The sequence below is a fragment of the Thermoactinomyces sp. CICC 10521 genome, assembly GCF_016055135.1.
GTDB classification, from domain to species: domain Bacteria; phylum Bacillota; class Bacilli; order Thermoactinomycetales; family Thermoactinomycetaceae; genus Thermoactinomyces_A; species Thermoactinomyces_A daqus.
Genome location: NZ_JAECVZ010000009.1, coordinates 106,756 through 126,872, shown reverse-complemented (window position 1 = coordinate 126,872; position 20,117 = coordinate 106,756). Strand labels below are relative to the sequence as shown.

Annotated in this window: 18 protein-coding genes and 1 tRNA gene; 1 reads left to right on the top strand and 18 read right to left on the bottom strand. The window is 48.9% G+C overall.

The window, feature by feature from the left end; genetic code table 11:
• Positions 1-142 precede the first annotated feature (142 nt).
• The 17 genes from I8U17_RS08760 to I8U17_RS08680 form a co-directional block, all read right to left on the bottom strand.
• Positions 143-916 (bottom strand): Gldg family protein, encoded by a 774-nt coding sequence (locus tag I8U17_RS08760; protein WP_052153866.1) that lies wholly within the window; start codon positions 914-916, stop codon positions 143-145.
• 106 nt (positions 917-1,022) lie between these two features.
• Positions 1,023-2,123, bottom strand: coding sequence for a D-alanine--D-alanine ligase (locus I8U17_RS08755; RefSeq protein ID WP_198055041.1), 1,101 nt, complete (start codon positions 2,121-2,123; stop codon positions 1,023-1,025).
• A gap of 36 nt (positions 2,124-2,159) precedes the next feature.
• Positions 2,160-2,759, bottom strand: coding sequence for a ribosome biogenesis GTP-binding protein YihA/YsxC (gene yihA, locus I8U17_RS08750; protein ID WP_198059290.1), 600 nt, complete (start codon positions 2,757-2,759; stop codon positions 2,160-2,162).
• Positions 2,740-5,085 carry an endopeptidase La gene (lon, locus tag I8U17_RS08745; protein ID WP_033099245.1) on the bottom strand — a complete coding sequence of 782 codons (2,346 nt, stop codon included), beginning with the start codon at positions 5,083-5,085 and terminating at the stop codon, positions 2,740-2,742. Before lon ends, yihA begins: the two co-directional genes overlap by 20 nt.
• A gap of 156 nt (positions 5,086-5,241) precedes the next feature.
• Positions 5,242-6,939, bottom strand: coding sequence for an ATP-dependent protease LonB (gene lonB, locus I8U17_RS08740; RefSeq protein WP_033099246.1), 1,698 nt, complete (start codon positions 6,937-6,939; stop codon positions 5,242-5,244).
• A 112-nt stretch (positions 6,940-7,051) separates the two neighbouring features.
• A complete protein-coding gene (locus I8U17_RS08735) occupies positions 7,052-8,188 on the bottom strand; it encodes a lipid II:glycine glycyltransferase FemX (RefSeq protein WP_198059289.1) in 1,137 nt (378 codons plus the stop codon).
• Between the two features lie 151 nt (positions 8,189-8,339).
• Positions 8,340-9,605, bottom strand: a complete 1,266-nt coding sequence (gene clpX / locus I8U17_RS08730; RefSeq protein WP_198055044.1) for an ATP-dependent protease ATP-binding subunit ClpX — start codon at positions 9,603-9,605, stop codon at positions 8,340-8,342.
• Between the two features lie 5 nt (positions 9,606-9,610).
• Positions 9,611-10,201, bottom strand: a complete 591-nt coding sequence (gene clpP / locus I8U17_RS08725; RefSeq protein WP_033099249.1) for an ATP-dependent Clp endopeptidase proteolytic subunit ClpP — start codon at positions 10,199-10,201, stop codon at positions 9,611-9,613.
• An 83-nt stretch (positions 10,202-10,284) separates the two neighbouring features.
• Positions 10,285-11,577 (bottom strand): trigger factor, encoded by a 1,293-nt coding sequence (gene tig / locus I8U17_RS08720; protein WP_033099250.1) that lies wholly within the window; start codon positions 11,575-11,577, stop codon positions 10,285-10,287.
• 237 nt (positions 11,578-11,814) lie between these two features.
• Positions 11,815-12,663 (bottom strand): DMT family transporter, encoded by an 849-nt coding sequence (locus I8U17_RS08715; RefSeq protein WP_198059288.1) that lies wholly within the window; start codon positions 12,661-12,663, stop codon positions 11,815-11,817.
• 193 nt (positions 12,664-12,856) lie between these two features.
• Positions 12,857-12,933: transfer RNA gene (locus I8U17_RS08710), tRNA-Arg, on the bottom strand.
• Between the two features lie 169 nt (positions 12,934-13,102).
• Positions 13,103-13,606 (bottom strand): metallophosphoesterase family protein, encoded by a 504-nt coding sequence (locus tag I8U17_RS08705; RefSeq protein WP_033099251.1) that lies wholly within the window; start codon positions 13,604-13,606, stop codon positions 13,103-13,105.
• 28 nt (positions 13,607-13,634) lie between these two features.
• Positions 13,635-14,258: an XTP/dITP diphosphatase gene (locus I8U17_RS08700; protein ID WP_198059287.1), complete on the bottom strand. Its 624-nt coding sequence runs from the start codon at positions 14,256-14,258 to the stop codon at positions 13,635-13,637.
• An 80-nt stretch (positions 14,259-14,338) separates the two neighbouring features.
• Entirely contained in the window at positions 14,339-15,109 is a 771-nt protein-coding gene (gene rph, locus I8U17_RS08695) for a ribonuclease PH (protein ID WP_033099252.1), read from the bottom strand.
• Between the two features lie 176 nt (positions 15,110-15,285).
• A complete protein-coding gene (locus tag I8U17_RS08690) occupies positions 15,286-16,320 on the bottom strand; it encodes a GerMN domain-containing protein (protein ID WP_033099253.1) in 1,035 nt (344 codons plus the stop codon).
• Between the two features lie 100 nt (positions 16,321-16,420).
• A complete protein-coding gene (racE, locus tag I8U17_RS08685; protein WP_198055048.1) occupies positions 16,421-17,242 on the bottom strand; it encodes a glutamate racemase in 822 nt (273 codons plus the stop codon).
• A gap of 148 nt (positions 17,243-17,390) precedes the next feature.
• Positions 17,391-17,840 carry a MarR family winged helix-turn-helix transcriptional regulator gene (locus I8U17_RS08680; protein ID WP_033099254.1) on the bottom strand — a complete coding sequence of 150 codons (450 nt, stop codon included), beginning with the start codon at positions 17,838-17,840 and terminating at the stop codon, positions 17,391-17,393.
• A gap of 248 nt (positions 17,841-18,088) precedes the next feature.
• On the opposite strand from I8U17_RS08680, the gene speE reads away from it, so the two are divergent.
• Positions 18,089-18,937, top strand: a complete 849-nt coding sequence (gene speE / locus I8U17_RS08675) for a polyamine aminopropyltransferase (protein WP_198055049.1) — start codon at positions 18,089-18,091, stop codon at positions 18,935-18,937.
• A gap of 55 nt (positions 18,938-18,992) precedes the next feature.
• On the opposite strand, the gene I8U17_RS08670 is transcribed toward speE, so the two are convergent.
• A complete protein-coding gene (locus I8U17_RS08670) occupies positions 18,993-19,994 on the bottom strand; it encodes a hypothetical protein (protein ID WP_198055050.1) in 1,002 nt (333 codons plus the stop codon).
• Positions 19,995-20,117 lie beyond the last annotated feature (123 nt).

Below are 20,117 nucleotides of genomic sequence, written 5' to 3'. Positions count from 1 at the left end.
GATGAATTCGTCCTGAACATAGAAACCTTCCTTCGGAATGTTTTTTTATACCTTTTCAACAAAAAAGGCTGTTGACCTTCTTTGTCAACAACCTCAGTAAAAGCCCGGATCACCGGGCTTTTACTCGTTATTGCTCTTTGTCTCAGCGATCCCCTGCCAGCCACTCAATCGTATTTACAGCCAGGATGGAATCGTCATAATCGTACCAGTTCGGGTGTAAGCTGTCACCGGGATTCCCTGTGCCATCATCATACAAGGAGGAGTCACCAAGAGCCGCAAAACGGCCATTGCCATAGGAACCGTGGATATGAAACGGATCAGCGTTCAGATAGATATCTTTTACGATGCTGCTGTTGCTTGTCCCGACTTTGATTGTCGTACCACCCCAGCACCCGACTGCAGAGACGCCGGAAGTGACGGGAGAATTGCGTATATCGGTAATGGGATCCTTTGACAGCGAAGCATAGTTAAATGTGAAACCGAGCGTATTGACAAAGCTGTTGTAGATATCGACCGAATCGACACCGTCATTGTTCCGGTCGGAGTTATTGTGATCGGCGATGAAGTAGACCCCGCCTCCGTTTTGGATAAAACGGATGATGGCCGATTTTTCTGATGAACTGAAGTTTATATTCGGCTCCGGCAAAACCAATACATCATACTGGCTGAGCAAGGTATCCGTCAGTGAGGAAGCGGTTGAGGCCACGGTATAACCATCGCTCCGCAAGGCATCCGCCAATTCCGAATAGGCCCCGTTAATGGTCCAATCCGCATTTCCCGCCGTTTCACCATGCCCTTGATCAAACAGAATTTTCCCGGTGTAGGCTTGGGCCGATCCATGCATGACCAAAAAAGAGAATAAAACCGCAAGAGCCATCATCGCCAAGGATCTTGCCAGCCTCATTGTTCCAAACATTTTGATGCTCCCTTCTTGTTGTCTAAACCGAATTAAATTATACAAATATACAAATATTTTTCGACAAAAAAAGGCTGTTGACCTTCTTTGCCAACAGCCTTTTCGTTCACTTCACCTCAAAGGAAGTGATTAAATTCTTCTTCTCTTCAAACCGTTCCAGCGCCAGTTCAATCAAGCGGGAAATCAGTTCACTGTAGCTGATGCCGGAATGCTCCCACAGCTTGGCATACATGCTGAAAGGGGTGAAACCGGGCATAGTGTTGATTTCGTTGATTAATACTTCTCCGTTATCTTTGCGGATGAAGAAATCAACTCGTGCCAACCCGCTGCAATCAATCGCCCTGAAAGCACGGATGGCCAAATCGCGAAGCTTTTCGGCAACCTCCCCGGGCAAATCGGCGGGAATGCGCATCACCGATTTCCCGTCCACATATTTTGCCCGGTAATCATAAAATTCATTGGAAGAGACGATTTCCCCCGGAACCGAGGCTTTCGGCTCGTCATTTCCCAACACGGCCACTTCCACTTCATGGGCAGGGATAAACTCTTCCACAATGATTTTTCGGTCAAATTGTCCGGCCAGTTCAACAGCCTCAATCAGTTCATCCCGTTTTTTCACCTTGGAAATGCCGACACTGGAACCGAGGTTTGCCGGTTTCACAAAACAGGGGTACCCCAGTTCTTCTTCGATTTTCGCGATCCATTCCTCTTTCCGCTTTGCCCATCCGGATTTCAGGAAGGCCAGATATTTGGCTTGGGGAAGACCTTCGACGGCAAACACTTTTTTGGAAAATTCCTTATCCATCCCGACGGCGGAGGCAAGCACACCTGCACCAACATACGGGATTTGGGCGATTTCCATCATCCCCTGAATCGTTCCATCCTCTCCGAATGTACCGTGAAGAACCGGAAAAACCACATCAATTTTTCCCGGGCCGAAAAAGTCGAGGTCAGTCCCGGCATCTTCAACCACCTGTGGAAGGTTGCTGCCGATCTGTTCAATTTTTTCCGGCTCCAATTTTCCCTGCAACATGGGAAGAGACTTTTTTCCCGGATTAAAATGGCCTTCCCGGGTGATTCCAATGGGGATCACCTCATATTTTTCCGGATCGATGGCTTTAATCACCGATGCGGCAGAAGACAAAGAGACGTCATGCTCTCCTGATTTTCCCCCAAACAGTACGGCCACACGGATTTTCTTTCCCATCCACTCCCACCCTTTCCTGTGCACAGCATCCTGTTATCATGAGCCTTCGCTGTTTCCTGTGCATTTCTCTATTTCTTTCCATAACTGTTCTTTACCATATGCAGTTTCGGATGAAAACAGAAGCAACGGGTCGCCCTGATGCAACTCCAGTCCTTCTCTCACTGCTTTTATATGCTTTTGCCATTTTCCTCTGGAAATTTTATCTGCTTTGGTGGCCACAACGATAACCGGAATGCCAAAATGCTTCAAATATTGATACATATTCTGATCATCTGCTGTCGGCGGATGACGCAAATCGACCACCTGAATCACGCCTTTTAAGGTTTCGCGCCCCGTCAGGTAGGTCTCCATCATTTTTCCCCACGACTGGCGAACGCTTTTCGGCACCCGGGCAAAGCCGTATCCCGGTACATCGGCAAAGTACAATTGATCATTAATGCGATAAAAATTGATCGTTTGCGTCTTTCCCGGTTTGGAACTGGTACGCGCCAGATTTTTTCGTTGGATCAAACAATTGATCAACGAAGATTTTCCCACATTGGAACGCCCGGCCAGAGCGATTTCCGGCAGGGCGTCTTCGGGATATTGCGCCGGTTTGACGGCGCTGATCACAAACTCAGCTTTTTTTACCAGCATAAGGATCCCTCACTAACGCCAACTTCAGCACTTCATCCATGTGACTGACCGTCGTGAATTTGAGGTCCTTGCGGACACTTTTTGGTATATCTTGCAGATCTTTTTCATTATCCTGCGGACAAATCACATGTTTGATGCCGGCGCGGTGAGCACTTAATGATTTTTCTTTTAAGCCGCCAATGGGGAGAACCCTTCCCCGCAGGGTAATCTCTCCCGTCATCGCCACATCGCGCGAAACGGGGATGCCCGTCAAAGCAGAGACCAATGCGGTAGCCATCGTGATGCCGGCGGAAGGGCCGTCTTTAGGAATCGCGCCTTCAGGGATATGGATATGAATATCATTTTTTTCATGGAATTCCGGGTCGATTCCGAGCTCTTCAGCTCTGCTCCGGATAAAGCTGAACGCCGCCTGTGCGGATTCCTTCATCACATCGCCCAGCTGACCGGTCAAAGTCAGCTTTCCTTTTCCCGGGAAAAGGGTCACCTCGACAGACAAGGTGTCACCTCCCGCTTCCGTCCAGGCCAATCCGGTAACCACACCGACCTGATCCGTTTCTTCCGCCCGGCCGTAGCGAAATTTTTCCGGTCCCAGGTAGGACTCGATATTTCGCGCTGTCACGACCACTTTCTTCTTCTCGCCAGCGACGATGTGCTTCGCTGCTTTGCGGCAAAGCGTTCCGATGGCCCGTTCGAGATTTCGGACACCGGCTTCTCTCGTATAGTTACGGATCAGTTTTAATACGGCGCCGGACTGGATTTGCAACTGTTCTTTGGATAAACCATGTTCCTCCAGTTGTTTCGGAAGCAAGTATTTTTTCGCGATCTCTTCCTTTTCGATTTCGGTATAGCCGGAGATATACAGCACCTCCATCCGGTCCAGCAGCGGACGGGGGATGTTATGAATCGCATTGGCCGTCGTAATAAACATCACTTTGGATAGATCAAACGGAATTTCGATATAATGATCGCTAAATGTATGGTTTTGATTGGGATCGAGCACTTCCAAAAGGGCTGCCGAAGGATCTCCGCGAAAATCCATCGACATTTTGTCGATTTCATCGAGCAAAAAAACGGGGTTGCTGCTTCCTGCCTGTTTCATTCCCTGAATGATCCGGCCCGGCATTGCACCGACATAGGTACGGCGATGCCCCCGAATCTCCGCTTCATCGCGCACTCCTCCGAGAGAAATGCGAACGAAATTCCTGTTCAGCGCCCGGGCAATCGACCGGGCCAGCGAGGTTTTTCCCACACCGGGAGGTCCGGCCAGACAGAGAATCGGCCCCTTCAATTTTTTCACCATCTGTTGAACCGCCAAATACTCCAATACCCGCTCTTTTACCTTTTCCAGACCGTAATGATCTTCGTCCAGGATTCTTTCCGCCTTGTCCAGGCTCAGATCATCCACTGTCTCTTTTTGCCAGGGCAAATCCAGCAACCAATCGATATAATTGCGAACCACACCGCCTTCTGCTGAGTTGGTCGGAATTTTTTCCAGGCGGTCGATTTCCTTTTCGATCTTCTCTTTTACTGAGTCGTCTGCTTTCAATTCGGCCAGTTTCTCGCGAAGTTCCTCCACTTCGCCGGTGCGTCCTTCTTTTTCTCCGAGTTCCTTTTGAATGGCCTTCATCTGTTCACGCAAGTAATACTCTTTTTGCGTTTTTTCCATCTGTTTTTTGACACGGGAACTGATTTTTTTCTCCAGTTCCAGCACTTCTTTTTCGTTGTGGATGATGGAAAGAAGCTTTTCCAACCTGGCCTGGATGTTCGTCTCCTCCAGAATCGTCTGCTTATCGGCAATCTTGAGAGGAAGATGGGAAGTGATCACATCAGCCAGGCGGCCGGGTTCCTCGATATCGACGACAACAGAATAGATCTCCGGCGAGAGCTTTTTGGACAAACGAAGGTATTGTTCAAAATGGTCCAATACCGCGCGCATCAGCGCTTTGATATCCTGTCCGCCCTCATCCTCACCTTCAAGTTCGAGGTAGCGAACAATGTAACACTCATCATCGCCGACAAATTCTTCGATACGCGCCCGCTTTAAGCCTTCGACGAGCACGCGAATCGTTCCGTTGGGAAGTTTAAGCATTTGGCGAACTTTTGCAACCGTTCCTATTTGATATATATCTTCTGGGGTTGGCTCTTCTATATGAACTTCTTTTTGCGTCGCGAGCAATATGAGATTATGATCGTCCACCATCGCCTTTTCCAAAGCCCGAACCGAACGTTCCCTTCCTACATCCAAATGCAATACCATAGTAGGGAAAACGATAAGTCCCCGTAACGGGAGTAAAGGCAATGTACGTTCCTCTTCTTTTACAGCCATATATGCACCTCCGTTGCTGTCAACAAGGAACTGATTGCAGCTTTGTTCGATTTTATCCTATTCGTTTTCTTTTGTCTATGACATCCTGCTCATGCCGGATTCCCTCAAGATCGGCAGGGAAACAGGGCAAAAGGTGACTCCGTCATCAGTTCCTTTTTATACAGGCGCAGACGTAGGAGTAAACAGGCTTGATGTTTCTCCCATACTCTCTTCCTCACCCGCGTCTGTCACTTCTGTCTCCTCTTTCTGAACGCAAGCCAACTTCAATACCGACTCAATGCGTTCGACAGGAATCACTTCAATCCCTTCCATCTTCTTAAAGATGGCCTGCATATTTTCCGCCGGGATCAGCACCCGTTTCGCCCCGGCTTGTTTGGCCGCTTCCACCTTGGCAATAATTCCGCCGACCGGTTTCACATATCCGTGAATGCTGAGTTCACCGGTCATCGCTAATTGATTGTCAACGGGGACTCCTTTGATCGCGGAATAAATCGCGGTCGCCATGGTAATCCCCGCAGACGGCCCGTCCAATGGGATTCCACCCGGAAAATTGATATGCAAATGATAATCTTCCGGACGTACGCCTGTGGTCCGCAACACAGTGATCACATTTTCCACCGACCCGCGAGCCATGCTTTTGCGACGCAATGTCCGCTGCTGGCTGGACATTTCCTCTTCTTCCACAACACCCGTGATTCGAATCGTTCCTTTCCCGGGAGATGCGGGAGAAGCTGAAACCTCAATTTCCAAAACCGTGCCCAGATGCGGGCCGTACACGGCCAGTCCCGTTGCCAGCCCCACTTGGGCGGTCGGAGGCATTTTTTGATTTGGACGGGGGTTCAGCTGGCTGCTGTTCACCACCCATTCCACATCATCCGCTTCCACCCGCGAACGGTTTTCCGACATGGCAAGTCCCACTGAGGTTTGCACAATGTTCACCGCATCCCGGCCATTCATCGCATATTTGGTGATAACGGAAATCGCTTCGGGTGTATAACCAAACCGGATGCGCTCGAGCGCCTGGGTGGCGATTTTTTCGATTTCCGTCGCCAGAAGCGGCCGGAAAAATATTTCCATGCAACGGGAACGAATCGCCGGCGGAATTTCTTCCGGTGTGCGGGTTGTCGCCCCGATCAGGCGGAAATCGGCCGGCAATCCGTTTTGAAAAATATCATGGATGTGGGTGGGGGTATTACTGTCTTCCGAACTGTAATACGCGCTTTCCAAAAACACTTTCCGGTCTTCCAACACTTTGAGCAGCTTGTTCATCTGAATGGGATGCAGCTCCCCGATTTCGTCAATAAACAGAATGCCGCCATGCGCTTTGGTTACGGCTCCGGGTTTGGGCTGGGGAATACCGGCCATCCCCATCGCCCCCGCTCCCTGGTAAATCGGATCGTGCACGGAACCGATCAGGGGATCGGCGATGCCCCGTTCATCGAACCTGGCGGTGGTGGCATCGATCTCAATAAATTTGGAGTCGCTGTTAAACGGCGATACGCTGCTTTTTTTCGCCTCCTCCAAGATCACCCGGGCGGCCGCTGTCTTTCCCACTCCCGGCGGGCCGTAAATCAATACATGCTGGGGATTCGGGCCGCACAGTGCTGCTTTTAAGGCGCGAATTCCTTCCTCCTGTCCGATGATCTCGTCCACTTTTGCCGGACGCGTCTTTTCGGCAAGAGGCTCAGACAAAGAAATCTGGCGCATGGACTTTAACTTTTCCATTTCTTTGCGTGCTTCTTTATCCAATGCACTTCGATTGGTTTGTTGGCTTTTTAAGAGGTTCCAAAAATAAATGCCGATAATGATGGAAAAGAAAACCTGTAAAAACATGAGTAATGCAGTCCAACTCATCTAGCCCATCCCTTTCCTGTTCCTGCAAAGTCCAATACTTTATCTTGTATTATGACCGTCAGGAAAGGGGGATAATCATCCGTTCGGGCCAAGCCAAAATGAACCAGCGGCTTTATCTTTTTTTCATATACATATCAAAAGCCCAATACAACATCGGAATAACCGGATAATCCCATTCTCCGACCAATTCACAAGCTTCCCCGCCGAAACCCAACTTGAAATGCAATAATTCAAACAAGGGGTTATTTTCATCCAAAACGGTGCTGATTCCACGGAAATCAAAGAGGCGATCCCCCTGCTGATAAGCATCCTGAATCATCTTCCAGCGCAGATAAACACTGGCCGGATCCGCGAGCGATTCGCCGTGACGGGCATTATAGAGGTCCCAAGTGTGCCCGTTTACCCTGACCGCGAGGGAGGCACTCAAGATTCTCTCACCCAAGCGGGCCAAGTACAGGCGCACGCGGTAAGGATTCTCCATAATCAGGGTTTCAAACATTCTTTCGAAATAGGAAAGACCCCGCACCTGAGATTTTTCCCGCTCTGCTGTGCTTCGCAGCAAATGGTGAAATTGCGGCAAATCCTCTTCGGTTCCCAGGTAAACATGAATTCCTTCCTGTTCCGCTTGATGAATCTTGTTTTGCCATGCGGGATAAAATCCGGAATAGACTTGTTCCAAGGATTTTCCCCTCATGTTTAAACGAAAGACAAATTGCGGCTGAACCGTATCAAAACTGTCCTGTCCTTCATTTTTTCTCCAGCCGAGTTCGGCCAATTCCTGCTGTACATATTCCACATCATTAAAGATCTGATCAGGTCGAATATCGGTCAATTTTCGGTTTTTTAATCCATGTGACTGAAACTCCTGAATCGCTTGCATGATCGTTTGGCTGGACCACTTCTTTCGCACGAGCGGCGGGTCCATCTTCACAGTAAAAACATGGCGTTGTTTTAAATGGCTGAGAAGAGGCTCAAACCATTCGCTCAATTTGCGATTGGAGAACCAATCGATCATCGGTCCCCGCGGTATGTATGCCAAATATTTGTTTAATCCCGGCACTTTCCGATAAAGGACAAGCGCTCCGCCAACCATCTGTCCGTCCCCGGTAAACCATCCCAACAACTCGCTGGCCCATTTCCATTCTGCCTTCAAATCGGCCCATGAGGGATATTGCAGAAAGTTTCTATAAGGCTCTGTCTCCACAAAATTTAAATAATGGTCTCGATCAATAACCGATACTTGTAGCATGCAAAATTCCACCTCTTTGTTAACCGAAAGAGCAGCTCTGCCGCTTTGCCGGAGAACTGCTCATGATTTGACCTGAAACCACTACATTTTAACATACCATGAACGAAAGAAAAAAGCATCCGCCCAATCCCGGCAGATGCCAACAATTTCGTTACGCCGTCTCTTCTTTTTTGCTGTTGATGACGCGGCCTTCCTTTGTCATCAATTTGGGCGGCACACCATGCAAGACGGTATCTTTGGTAATTTGGCACTGAAGAACATCTTCGCGGGAAGGAAGCTCAAACATGACATCAAGCATAATGGTCTCGATGATGGCCCGCAATCCGCGCGCACCTGTTTTCCTTTTGATCGCTTCCTGAGCGATTGCTTCCAGCGCTTCCGTCTCAAATTTCAACTCGACGTTGTCCATTTCGAGAAGTTTTTGGTACTGTTTCACAAGCGCGTTTTTCGGTTCGGTCAAAATGCGAACCAACGCCGTCTCATCAAGCGGTTCCAGTGCGGAGATCACCGGCAGCCGTCCGACGAACTCCGGAATCAAACCGAACTTCAGCAAGTCTTCAGGCAATACCAATTTCAAGAATTCGCCCGGTTTCATGTTGACGCTCTGATGATCCATGCCAAAGCCGATTACCTTTTTGCCGATCCGGCGCTTGATGATCGTTTCCAGACCATCAAATGCTCCGCCACAGATAAACAAAATGTTGCTGGTGTCGATTTGGATAAATTCCTGATGCGGATGTTTGCGCCCGCCTTGCGGGGGAACGCTGGCCACCGTGCCTTCCAGAATTTTGAGCAGAGCCTGTTGAACTCCTTCGCCGGAAACGTCACGGGTGATTGACGGATTCTCCGACTTGCGGGCCACTTTGTCAATCTCGTCGATGTAGATGATCCCGCGCTCCGCTTTTTCGATGTCATAGTCGGCAGCTTGGATCAGCTTGAGCAGGATATTCTCCACATCTTCACCGACATAACCCGCTTCGGTAAGCGAAGTGGCATCGGCAATCGCAAACGGAACATTCAAGATGCGGGCAAGGGTTTGCGCCAACAGAGTTTTCCCGCTCCCCGTCGGACCGACCATCAGGATGTTGCTTTTGGAAAGTTCCACATCATCGGCCTTCTGAGAAGAGTTAATCCGTTTGTAATGATTGTAAACGGCTACGGAAAGCGCCTTTTTGGCCTTATCCTGCCCGATCACATACTGATCGAGAATGTTGCAGATTTCTTGTGGCTTGGGCAGATTTTGCAGATCGATTTCCTCTTCGTTGCCCAATTCTTCCTCCACGATCTCATTGCACAGTTCAATACATTCATCGCAGATATATACACCCGGACCGGCGACCAATTTTCTCACCTGGTCCTGAGATTTTCCGCAAAACGAGCATTTTAGTTGTCCTTTTTCTTCGTTAAATTTGAACAACTCTCTCACCCCTTTCCACTGGTCGTCATCACCTTGTCGACAATCCCGTACTCCTTTGCTTGCTGTGCGGTCATGAAGAAATCGCGATCGGTATCCCGGGCGATCTTTTCCAGTGGTTGTCCTGTGCGCTCCGCCAAAATGCGGTTGATCTGATCTTTGGTCCGCAAAATCCAGTCAGCGTGGATTTTTATGTCCGATGCCTGCCCGCGCGCACCACCCAGCGGCTGGTGAATCATCACTTCGCTGTTGGGCAGGGCAAAACGTTTCCCTTTCGTACCGGCGGCGAGAAGAAAAGCGCCCATGCTGGCGGCAAGCCCGACACAAATGGTGGAAACATCGGGGCCGATATGGTTCATCGTGTCAAAAATCGCCATTCCAGCCGTTACAGATCCGCCGGGAGAATTTATGTACAAATGAATGTCTTTCTCTGGGTCTTCCGCACTCAAAAAGAGCATTTGCGCAACTACCAAATTGGCAATGTTGTCGTCAATCGGGCCTCCCAGAAAGATGATCCGGTCTTTCAGCAAACGGGAATAGATATCATATGCCCGTTCTCCACGGTTCGTTTGTTCCACGACCATTGGCACCAAAGGCATCGAAAACACCTCATTTCGGAGCTTCTTATTTTAAAAACAAGGCACGTTTTTCACGTGCCCCGTTTTTTGCTCTCCTATAACCATTATGCCTTATTTTTACTGTTAGATACAAGTAGATCGATCGTTTTCTTCACGCGAAGTTGTTCTTTCACGGAATCAATGACGCCTTGTTGTTCGACGAGTTTGCGAACCTCTTCCAACTCGCGACCCATTTGCTCGGCCATCGTTTTGATTTCCTGTTCGATCTCATCTTCCGTCACTTCGATTTTTTCAGCTGCGGCAATCGCTTCCAGCACGAGGTTGGCACGAACCCGTTTTTCAGCATCTTCCTTGAACTGTTCTTTTAAGGCATCCTGATCCTGTCCGGTGAATTGGGCGTACATTTCCAGATTGAGACCTTGGTACATCAAACGTTGCTCAAAGTCGCGAAGCATATGCTCCACTTCATGGTCAATCATCACTTGCGGAATCTCGATTTCGGCATTTTTGGCCGCCAATTCCACGAGTTCGTTGCGAATGTAATTTTCTTTCTCTTGTTGCGCTTTTTCGTTCAGGTTTTTCTCGATATCGGCTTTCAATTCTGCCAATGTATCAAATTCGCTTACATCCTGTGCGAATTCATCATCCAGTTCCGGAAGGTTAAGGCGTTTGATCTCATGCAGTTTCACTTTGAATACCGCCGGTTTGCCGGCCAGTTCTTTGGCGTGGTAATCTTCCGGGAATGTTACTTCCACATCTTTTTCTTCACCAGGCTTCATGCCGATCAGCTGATCTTCGAAACCGGGGATAAACGTGCCGGAACCCACTTCGAGCGTGTATTTTTCCGCTTTTCCGCCTTCAAAAGCTTCTCCGTCAACAAAGCCTTCGAAATCGATGATCACCCGGTCGCCTTTTTCCACCGCACCGTCTTCAATCGCTTCAAGCTGGCCTTGCTGTTTTTGCATGCGTTCCAGTTCGGCATCCACATCTTCCGGTTTTACGGAGAAGTCTTTTTCTTCGACTTCCAATCCTTTGTATTCACCCAGTTTGACTTCGGGTTTTACCGTAACGGTCGCCTTGAAAATCAAAGATTTCCCTTTTTCCAATTGCTCAATGTCGATTTCCGGACGATCCACCGGCTCGATTCCCGTTTCTTTTACCGCAGCTTCATAAGCTTCCGGGAGCAGGATGTCGAGCGCATCCTGGTAAAGAGCTTCCACACCGAAACGCTTTTCGAAAATGGGACGGGGAACTTTTCCTTTCCGGAATCCTGGCACACTTACTTTTTTCACTACTTTTTTAAATGCCTGATCCAATGCTTCCGCAACTGTTTTTTCATCGGTTTCTACAGTCAAAACACCCTGATTTTTTTCAGTTTTTTCCCAACTTGCCTTCATCAACGGTAACCTCCTGCGTCAATCTATAAATTAAGATGAATCAGTCCGATTCTAAGCTATTCCCGCAATAACCCTTTCATTATAACACAGCGATAACACTTTGCAAGAAAGAGCCCTGCCACAGGAAAAAATCCCGCCCGGGGGACCATGCTTCACTCACTATGTATGAAAGCAACTGCTTCTATGTTAAACCATGCACACCCAGGTGTAAAGCACCAACAACTCCCAAAATCAGATTTATCCCCAGACCCCGAGCATGATCACTCCCAGGGTAATCATGGCCGACCCTGCCATCCGCCGCAAACCATGCCGTTCACGGAGAACGAGGATCCCGAGAACCGTGCCGAAAACCGTGCCGATTTCTCTCATCGGGGCCAGTTGTGCCACCTCCGCCAGGGACAAGGCAAACAAAAACAGGAAATATCCTCCCGGAGCCAAGATTCCTCCCAGCAAAATTGTCTTCCGGTTGGCAACCCATTCCTTTTTCAGTTCGTCAGGTCTGATGATCACCGGGGACAGCGCAAGCATATTCCCGACATTCGTCGCCATATTTAAAAATACAGGTGAAAGATAAGTTAAAGTCAGCTTGTCGACAATGATGTAAGCAGCAATGCAGACACCGACTCCCAAAGACAGCAATATGGCCTTCAGCGGATGATCCGAATTCTTTTTCCCTCCTCTGCCACCGAGGAACATGATCCCAAACAGAATAAACCCCAAACCGATCCAGCTCCCGGCAGAGAGGCTTTCATGCAAAAAAAGAGTACCGATGACGGGGACCAATAAAGGGCTTGTTCCCCTCATAACAGGGTAAGCCAGGGACAAATCCCCGATGGTATAGGTTTTTGCCAGCAATACGACATACAGCCCGTGCAATAACATGGACATCAAAAGAAAGAGATACGCCGTCTTCTGGTCCGGCAAACCGCCGTTGTCCAAAATCGCCCATGGAAAAAAGAGAACGATCGCCACCCACTGACAGTACCACAGAAAAGCATTCTTATTGATACTCTTTTTCGCAAAGAGATTCCACAGAGAATGGACCAAACCGGAACCAAGCACCAACATCGCGGCAATCACCGCCACACGATTCACCCTCATTCGATTTGATTTTATTTTCAGACCATTAAAAAATATAACGTTTGCCCAAATCAGCTGAAAGAATGCATCGCAGGCCAGTAACCCGGATCTTTGAGTGAAAACCGGAAATAACACCAGCACGAAAAAACGCCTCCCTTAACCGAATCGATCAAGACAGGCGTTTTTAAGCGACATGTTTTGGCGTCCCAGGAGAGATTCGAACTCCCGACCGACGGCTTAGAAGGCCGCTGCTCTATCCAGCTGAGCTACTGGGACACAACTTGTTGATTGCGATAGCAAAATTATCATATACCAAACCAATACATTTCGTCAAGACCCATTTTTTAATTTTTACAGGCAATCAAACCAGTTATTGCAAAAAATCGAAACGAAGTCATTACCGTTAGAGAGGCGGAGCAGGATTTGCCCTGCTCCTCGTTTTTATTCAGTCCAGACGTCCCTTAAAGCCGCGCTGGCGGGTCGGTGTGCCGTCCGTCTTGTAATAAGTGACAGTCAACAGATCTTTTTCTTTTGTGAGCACAGCATAGGTCGGAAAGGGAAAACCGCGCGGAAGGGTAATGCTTCCCGGGTTAATCAGCAATACGTCTCCCACCTTTTCGCAAAAGGGAAAGTGAGAATGACCAAAACAGGCGATCTGCGCTCCAAGCTCTTGTGCCCGGTAGCGAACAGGCAGCGGAGTGGTTTTCACCTGATAACGATGCCCGTGTGTCACAAAAAACGTGAGGCTGTCCCGCTTCCAGATCTGTTCCATGGGAACCTGTTCCCAATCGCAATTTCCACGAACCACGGTTAACGAGCAAGCGGGCAGCTGTTTCTCGTCTGTGCAAAAATCGCCGCAATGGATCACATGATCCGCCTTGACGCGCTCCACAATCTGATTCAGCAATTTTCCTTTCCCGTGGGAGTCGCTGACAATGAGGACTTTCATCCGGACATCAACCTCCTGTCGGCAATGTTCATGAAAACAGATAACGCTCTTTCAATAAGGCGATCAATTTTTCAGTCGCCCTGGCCCTGTGGCTGAATGCAAATTTCTCTTCATTTGTCAGTTCCGCCATCGTTTTCCCTTTTTCGGGGAAGTAAAACAGAGGATCATAACCGAAACCCCATTCTCCGCGCGGTTGGTCTGTGATTTTTCCCCGGCATTCCCCGCGGACCACTTCGGTCTTTTCTCCCGGAACGGCCAGGGCCATCGCGCAGACATAAAACCCTTCTCTTCGCTCGGGCGGTATGGCTTGGATCTTGCCCAGGAGCTTGAGGTTGTTCTGTTCATCCGTCGCTCCCGGTCCGGAGTAACGTGCCGAGTAAACACCCGGCTCCCCTCCCAAGGCGGGAACGACCAGCCCGGAATCATCGGACACTACCGGAATATTTAACATTCGGGATATGGTCTCCGCTTTTTTGATCGCGTTTCCTTCAAACGTGTCGCAATCTTCCACAATCTCCGGCATATCAGGATAATCGGCCAAACCTTTAACCTCAAGCCCGAGATGTTTGGCAAACAGTTCGGCAAATTGTTTCAGCTTATTTTTATTTCCGGTGGCGATGGTAATGTGAGGATAAACCCAGCGTTTTTTCATGTTGTTTCCTCCCGCATCAAACATGGAAATGCCCATGAACGGGTTCGTCATGGGCAAGCGGCAGTTGCTGTACGCCATTTTTACGCTTTTTCCGAAGCCTCTTTTTTGACTTGGGCTGCTCCGACCAGCTCGGCATCTTCTCCCAAAATCTCTTTTTGCAGGCGGATCAGTTCCGACGTTCCTTTTTGGCCGAGGGAGAGCAATTCGGCAAGCTGCTCGGCGGAAAACGGCGTTTCTTCACCTGTTCCCTGAATTTCCACATACTGACCGGAGCCCGTCATCACGATATTCATATCGACAATCGCAGACGAATCTTCCTCATAGCACAAGTCGAGGCAGGCATGTTCCCCGATCACGCCGACGCTTGTAGCAGCCAAAAAGTCTTTGACCGGCAGGGATTTCAACGTCCCGTTTCTCACCAGCGGGGCAAGGGCCGAAACCATGGCGACAAAAGCGCCGGTGATCGAAGCAGTCCGCGTCCCTCCATCGGCTTGAATCACATCGCAATCCAGCCACAACGTCCGTTCGCCGAGTGCTTCCAGATCGACGACCGAACGAAGAGCGCGCCCGATTAAACGTTGAATCTCCATCGTGCGCCCGCTCAATTTCCCCTTGCTCGCTTCACGAATGGTCCGTGTCTGCGTCGCGCGGGGCAACATCGAATACTCGGCCGTGATCCAGCCCTTGCCGGAGTTTCGCAAAAACGGGGGAACCCGGTCTTCCAAAGTGGCAGTACAAATGACGCGCGTGTCCCCCACAGTTATGTAAACAGAACCTTCCGCTGTTTTAATAAAATCTTTTTCCATCGATACTTTTCTCAATTCATCATATGCGCGACCATCTACTCTCAATGATGTCACCCTCCTGTGCCAAGTCCCTTAAGTATAGCATACCCTTGGTTCAATTTCCGAATAAAGAAAAGAAAAAAGGATGATTACGTGATCATCCCGGAGTTGCCCGCAAACGAACCGTCAAGAGATGAATTGCATCCGTCCCTCAACACTTATCGTTTGCCGTTTTTTCTTATTTAAAGTGACTGAGGGTTTACGAATTTCGGACGTGTGACCGGCTGATCAAGCAAATCTTTTTCACCGGCCGCCATGATGTTTTGCTTTCCGTTTACACTCAGTTTTACCTTTTTATAACCGGTATTTTCCGTTAATGAAAGAACAATGGTTTGCAGCGCGTCTTTAGAAGCCGACCGGTTCCCATATTCGAGCAATTGCTCGCCAAAATCGGCAAAGACCGTGTCCCCTTTTACCTGTATTTTGTTTACCTCGGTATCGGAGTCCAAAGCTCCGCTCAAATCGGCATCCTGCCGCGGTCCCTTGATCAGTTCTTTGATGGTGACCTCCGCTGCATTTGACGTCTCATTGACCATTCTTGTGACCGGGACGTAATAAACCTTGTTATCAGGGGTTTGGCCGAGGAAATAAAGGGTGACCGGCATGCTTCGATTCATCTCGGTTCCTTCCGCCACTTCCAGATTGATCCCCAGATTTTCCCTGGTCAATCCCTGGGCCGGTGTCTTTTTCTTCGGCATTACCGCGATGGGTTTGCCCTCGACCCAGATATTTACTTCTTTTACTTGCGGAAAACCGGTCAACGTCCAAGTAACTGCCTCCAACATTTTTTCTTCCTGACCGGGATCATAGTTTAAAAACTCTTTGGAAAAATCGACGGTCGCCGTTCCATCCTGGATATTTAATCCTTTCAGCTGTGTCCCCTTTGGCAGGATCGGGGAAAAACCGTCCGGGATCATCGATTCCCCGGCCCCTCCCTTGACCATGAGGCTCAAGGCATCCCGGGCGATCGCCCTCCCCTTCGATAAAGGAATATTTAAGGCATAAGGGACGACATAACCGGAATCAGATAAAAAATAGAGTTCGGTCTTGCTCGTTTCCTTCGGGCTTTCCGCTTGTTTTGCCGCAACGGGGTTCGCGTTTGCGGGCGGAGGGTCGATCGGCCTGGATGTGTGTTTTTCCGGTCCGAACGTGCAACCGGTAACGGCCAGCGGCAACAGCAACAAGACGACGGATGCGCGAAACATCTTGTTCAACATGCAAATCCCTCCAAGGACAAGTCATCTACTATCATGTATACGAGCATTGGAGGGATTTAGCACATCTTTTTTGTCATTCTCTTCCGGGTGTGTGATGGTATTACGGGTTGGCCACCGGTACCAGTTCCGCCGTTTCCACCGGAACCGGAAAACCGAACCAACCCGCGGCGATTTCAGCAAATGTCTCCGGCGACCCGGTGGTAAAAAAACGATGGGAAGGATGTTCCCTCTCCGACAACAACTGCTGATGGTGCAATATGGTGCTCAGCTCCGCGGCAGTCTCTTCCGCCGAACTGATGATTTCCACCTGATCCCCCATCACTTTGCCAATCGCATCGGTCAATAAGGGATAATGCGTACATCCCAAGATCAAGGTGTCAATCCCCGTTCCTTTGAGGGGCTTCAAAGATTCACCGACAATCTGTTCCGCCATTTCAGATTGGTGCAACCCGCTTTCCACCAGCGGAGCCAGGGTTGGACAGGCCAAACTGTGAACCTCCAAACCCGGGTGAATCCGTTTCAGGGTCTGTTCGTAAGCGCCGCTTTGAATCGTCCCCTGGGTTCCGATCACTCCGATTCGCCCCGTCTTGGTCGCTTTGATGGCCGCGCGCGCTCCCGGTTCGATCACCCCCAGCACGGGAAGGCTCACATGTTGTTTAACCATCCGCAATGCCGCGGCGGTCGCCGTATTGCAGGCGATTAAGATTGCTTTCAGCGGAAACTGCAGCAAAAATTGGATGATTTCCATGGTGAACTGGCGCACTTCGTCCTCCGAACGCGGGCCATAAGGACAACGCTTCGTATCCCCGAGGTAATAAACCGTTTCTCTGGGCAACTGGCGCATCACTTCCCGGGCCACGGTCAATCCGCCCACACCCGAATCCAGAATCCCGATTACCCGCCCCTCTGTCTCTCGGCTCATGGTTTCTCCCTCTCCACTTCTCATCAATTCCGGCCATCCTCTCTGTTTAAATGGCATCAACTTCAACATCATATCATATGTAAAAAAATCATCCATGCACTGGACAAAACGAAGACTCCCCTCTCCCAGTCAAGGAGAGGGGGGAAGATTAAGCTTTTTTCATTTCCTCATGCAGAATGGATAAATGTTTTTGAATTTCAAGCGCCTCGTCATCACTCAAATGCGACAAAATTTCAGACAGATACTGGCGGCGCGTTTCCAGCACCTCCTCGATGATCTTCCGCCCTTTGTCGAGGAGATGAATACGTACGACCCGGCGATCCCGGTCATCCCGCACCCGTTCCACCATGCCGTTTTTCTCCATCCGGTCGATCAAATCGGTCATGGTGCTGCACGCCAGAAACATCTTTTGGCTCAATTCACCGATCGTCAAGTCTCCTTCATCTTTCAGCCAAATCAACGCCGTGAATTGAGGAGGGGTGATGGGAAAATGATTCAGGATATCCCGGCCTTTTCTTTTGACAATTTGACTGATTTCACGCAAAAGGTATTCGATTTCACTCACAATCTCGGGTGATAAGGACTGATGTTTATTCATGAAGCTCTCCTTTAACCTTTACATTAAGAATCACGATGGGAAAAAATGAGTTCTTCCTCGACGACTGAGTCCTTCCTGCATAGACATCGCTACGTTACATTATAGCAAATCACGAGGCCGATAGAAAATAAACCCTTTTCAAAGAGGTGTTTCCGTTCATCTGATTTGTCAGCAGACTTTCTCTTTTGATAAAATGGTTTCTCGTAGCAGGGTACCACCCACTTCTATGTGATAAAGGAGGTCTCCACATGAACGAGATGCCGAAATTCTTGCAAAAGATCGGGCAAGACTGGTGGCTGGTTGAAGATGAACGGGAAAACATGAAAATCAGTTACCGGATCAAAGATATTATATTTGCAGCACCATCCGATTTCCAACACGTGATGATTCTGGACTCATACGATTTTGGACGAATGCTCGTCCTGGACGGTGTGGTTCAAACCACCTCGCTTGACGGTCATATTTACAATGAAATGATTACCCATGTACCACTCTCCATTCATCCCGATCCCAAACGCGTACTGATTATCGGCGGCGGAGATTGCGGAGCGGCACGTGAAGCGGCTAAATACAGCGGAGTGGAACGAATTGATATGGTCGAAATCGATGAAATGGTGGTCCGCGTCTGCAAAGAACACCTCCAGGACGTATCCGGAAATCTTTCCGATCCCCGTGTTCATTTTATCTACAACGACGGGATTGAATACATTAAACAACACAAAAACGCGTACGATGTGATTATCGTCGACTCGTCCGACCCAATCGGCCCGGCCAAGCAATTATTTGAGCGCAGCTTTTACGAAAATATCCGTGAAGCACTCAAGGAAGACGGACTCATGGTCTGCCAAAGCCAGTCCCCGCTCTTTCACCGCGAAGTGATGAAGCAGACCGTTCATCATATTGAAGAGCTTTTCCCGATCAGCAAAATCTACATCGCAACCGTGCCAACCTATCCCGGCGGTTTTTGGAGCTTTACCATCGGTTCAAAGAAATACAAGGATCTCGTCGTGAAGAACTTTGATAAAGAGACCAAGTACGTCAACGAATCGATTTTACGCTCCTGTTTTGACTTGCCGGAGTTTCTGCGCACAAAATAAACAATAATCCCCGGCGCCAACGAACCTGCCCGGGGATTTCGCCAATTTCGCCAACTTAACTCTTGCCGCTGGCTTTCAGCAATTTTCGCCATCCATTCACCCTGGCCAACTCCAGGACTTCCTGTTCGATCATCGGATGGCCGCAGCCGGCAAAATCGAGAAACACTTCTTCCAAATCAGGATAATCCTTTCGCGCAAACGGACAACTTAAATAATGCAAAAAGTCGATAAATAAAGGATAATCTCCACGCAACGCCTCTTTTTTCAAATCCTCCAGCCTCATTAACCGTCCGAATTGAAAGTGAGCCAAAGCAGCGAGACAGTCGACCGGCACATCTGTCGGGCATATGCAGGCAGGATTCGATTCAATATACAAATCATCCAAATAAGACTGTTTATTTTCCGTATACGGACAGGGAAGGTAGTTGATCACCACGTAAAACTTCCCTTTATTTTCCCCTGCCGGAACGCGGTAAAAAGAAAAGATGGATGCGGAGTATTTGGTATAAAATTGGGAAATTTCCCCGCCGCTCGCGGAAGCCATCGTAATGAGTTCCGGGTCTAAAAACGGATTAAACACCGATGAATTTTCCAATGAAACCATGGTCTCGTCATAATGGCCGGAGCCGACAAACAAGGAAAAAACTTTGGCCCGTTCTTCACGCAGCTCGGTCATTTTCCGTTTGTGGCGCATGGCGAAAACCCGTGTCATCACGTCCTGGTATACATGGGATTGTTTGAGGAGCAGGCCCGGCTTCACATAAAATTCGGAAAAAAGGAGAAGCTGCTCCAATCGTGCTTCAATCGGGATCGTCACAGGCCGGTAAAGATCAAACGAGGCATAAATCCAGTGTTCATCCAACGGCTTATAGGCAATGGTGATGTTTCCTCCCGCCACGAATCCATCGGCACGCGCAAAGGCAATCGTATCTGTTTCGCGATTGATAAAGCGCTCTATTTCCATATCCAACGTTGTTTCATCCAATAACCTAAATCCCGTTTTATGCCAGCGTACATCATGAATCCATTCCTGCAGCCACTTAGGTAATAAATTCATGGAAATCATCCTTTTCCACTATGTATTCGTTATAAATAATCGATTTTAACATTTGGCTATAAATCAGTTTATTTAGCAAAATTATAAATCACCGGAAGATTAAGCTGCTATGAAAAAGGAGGA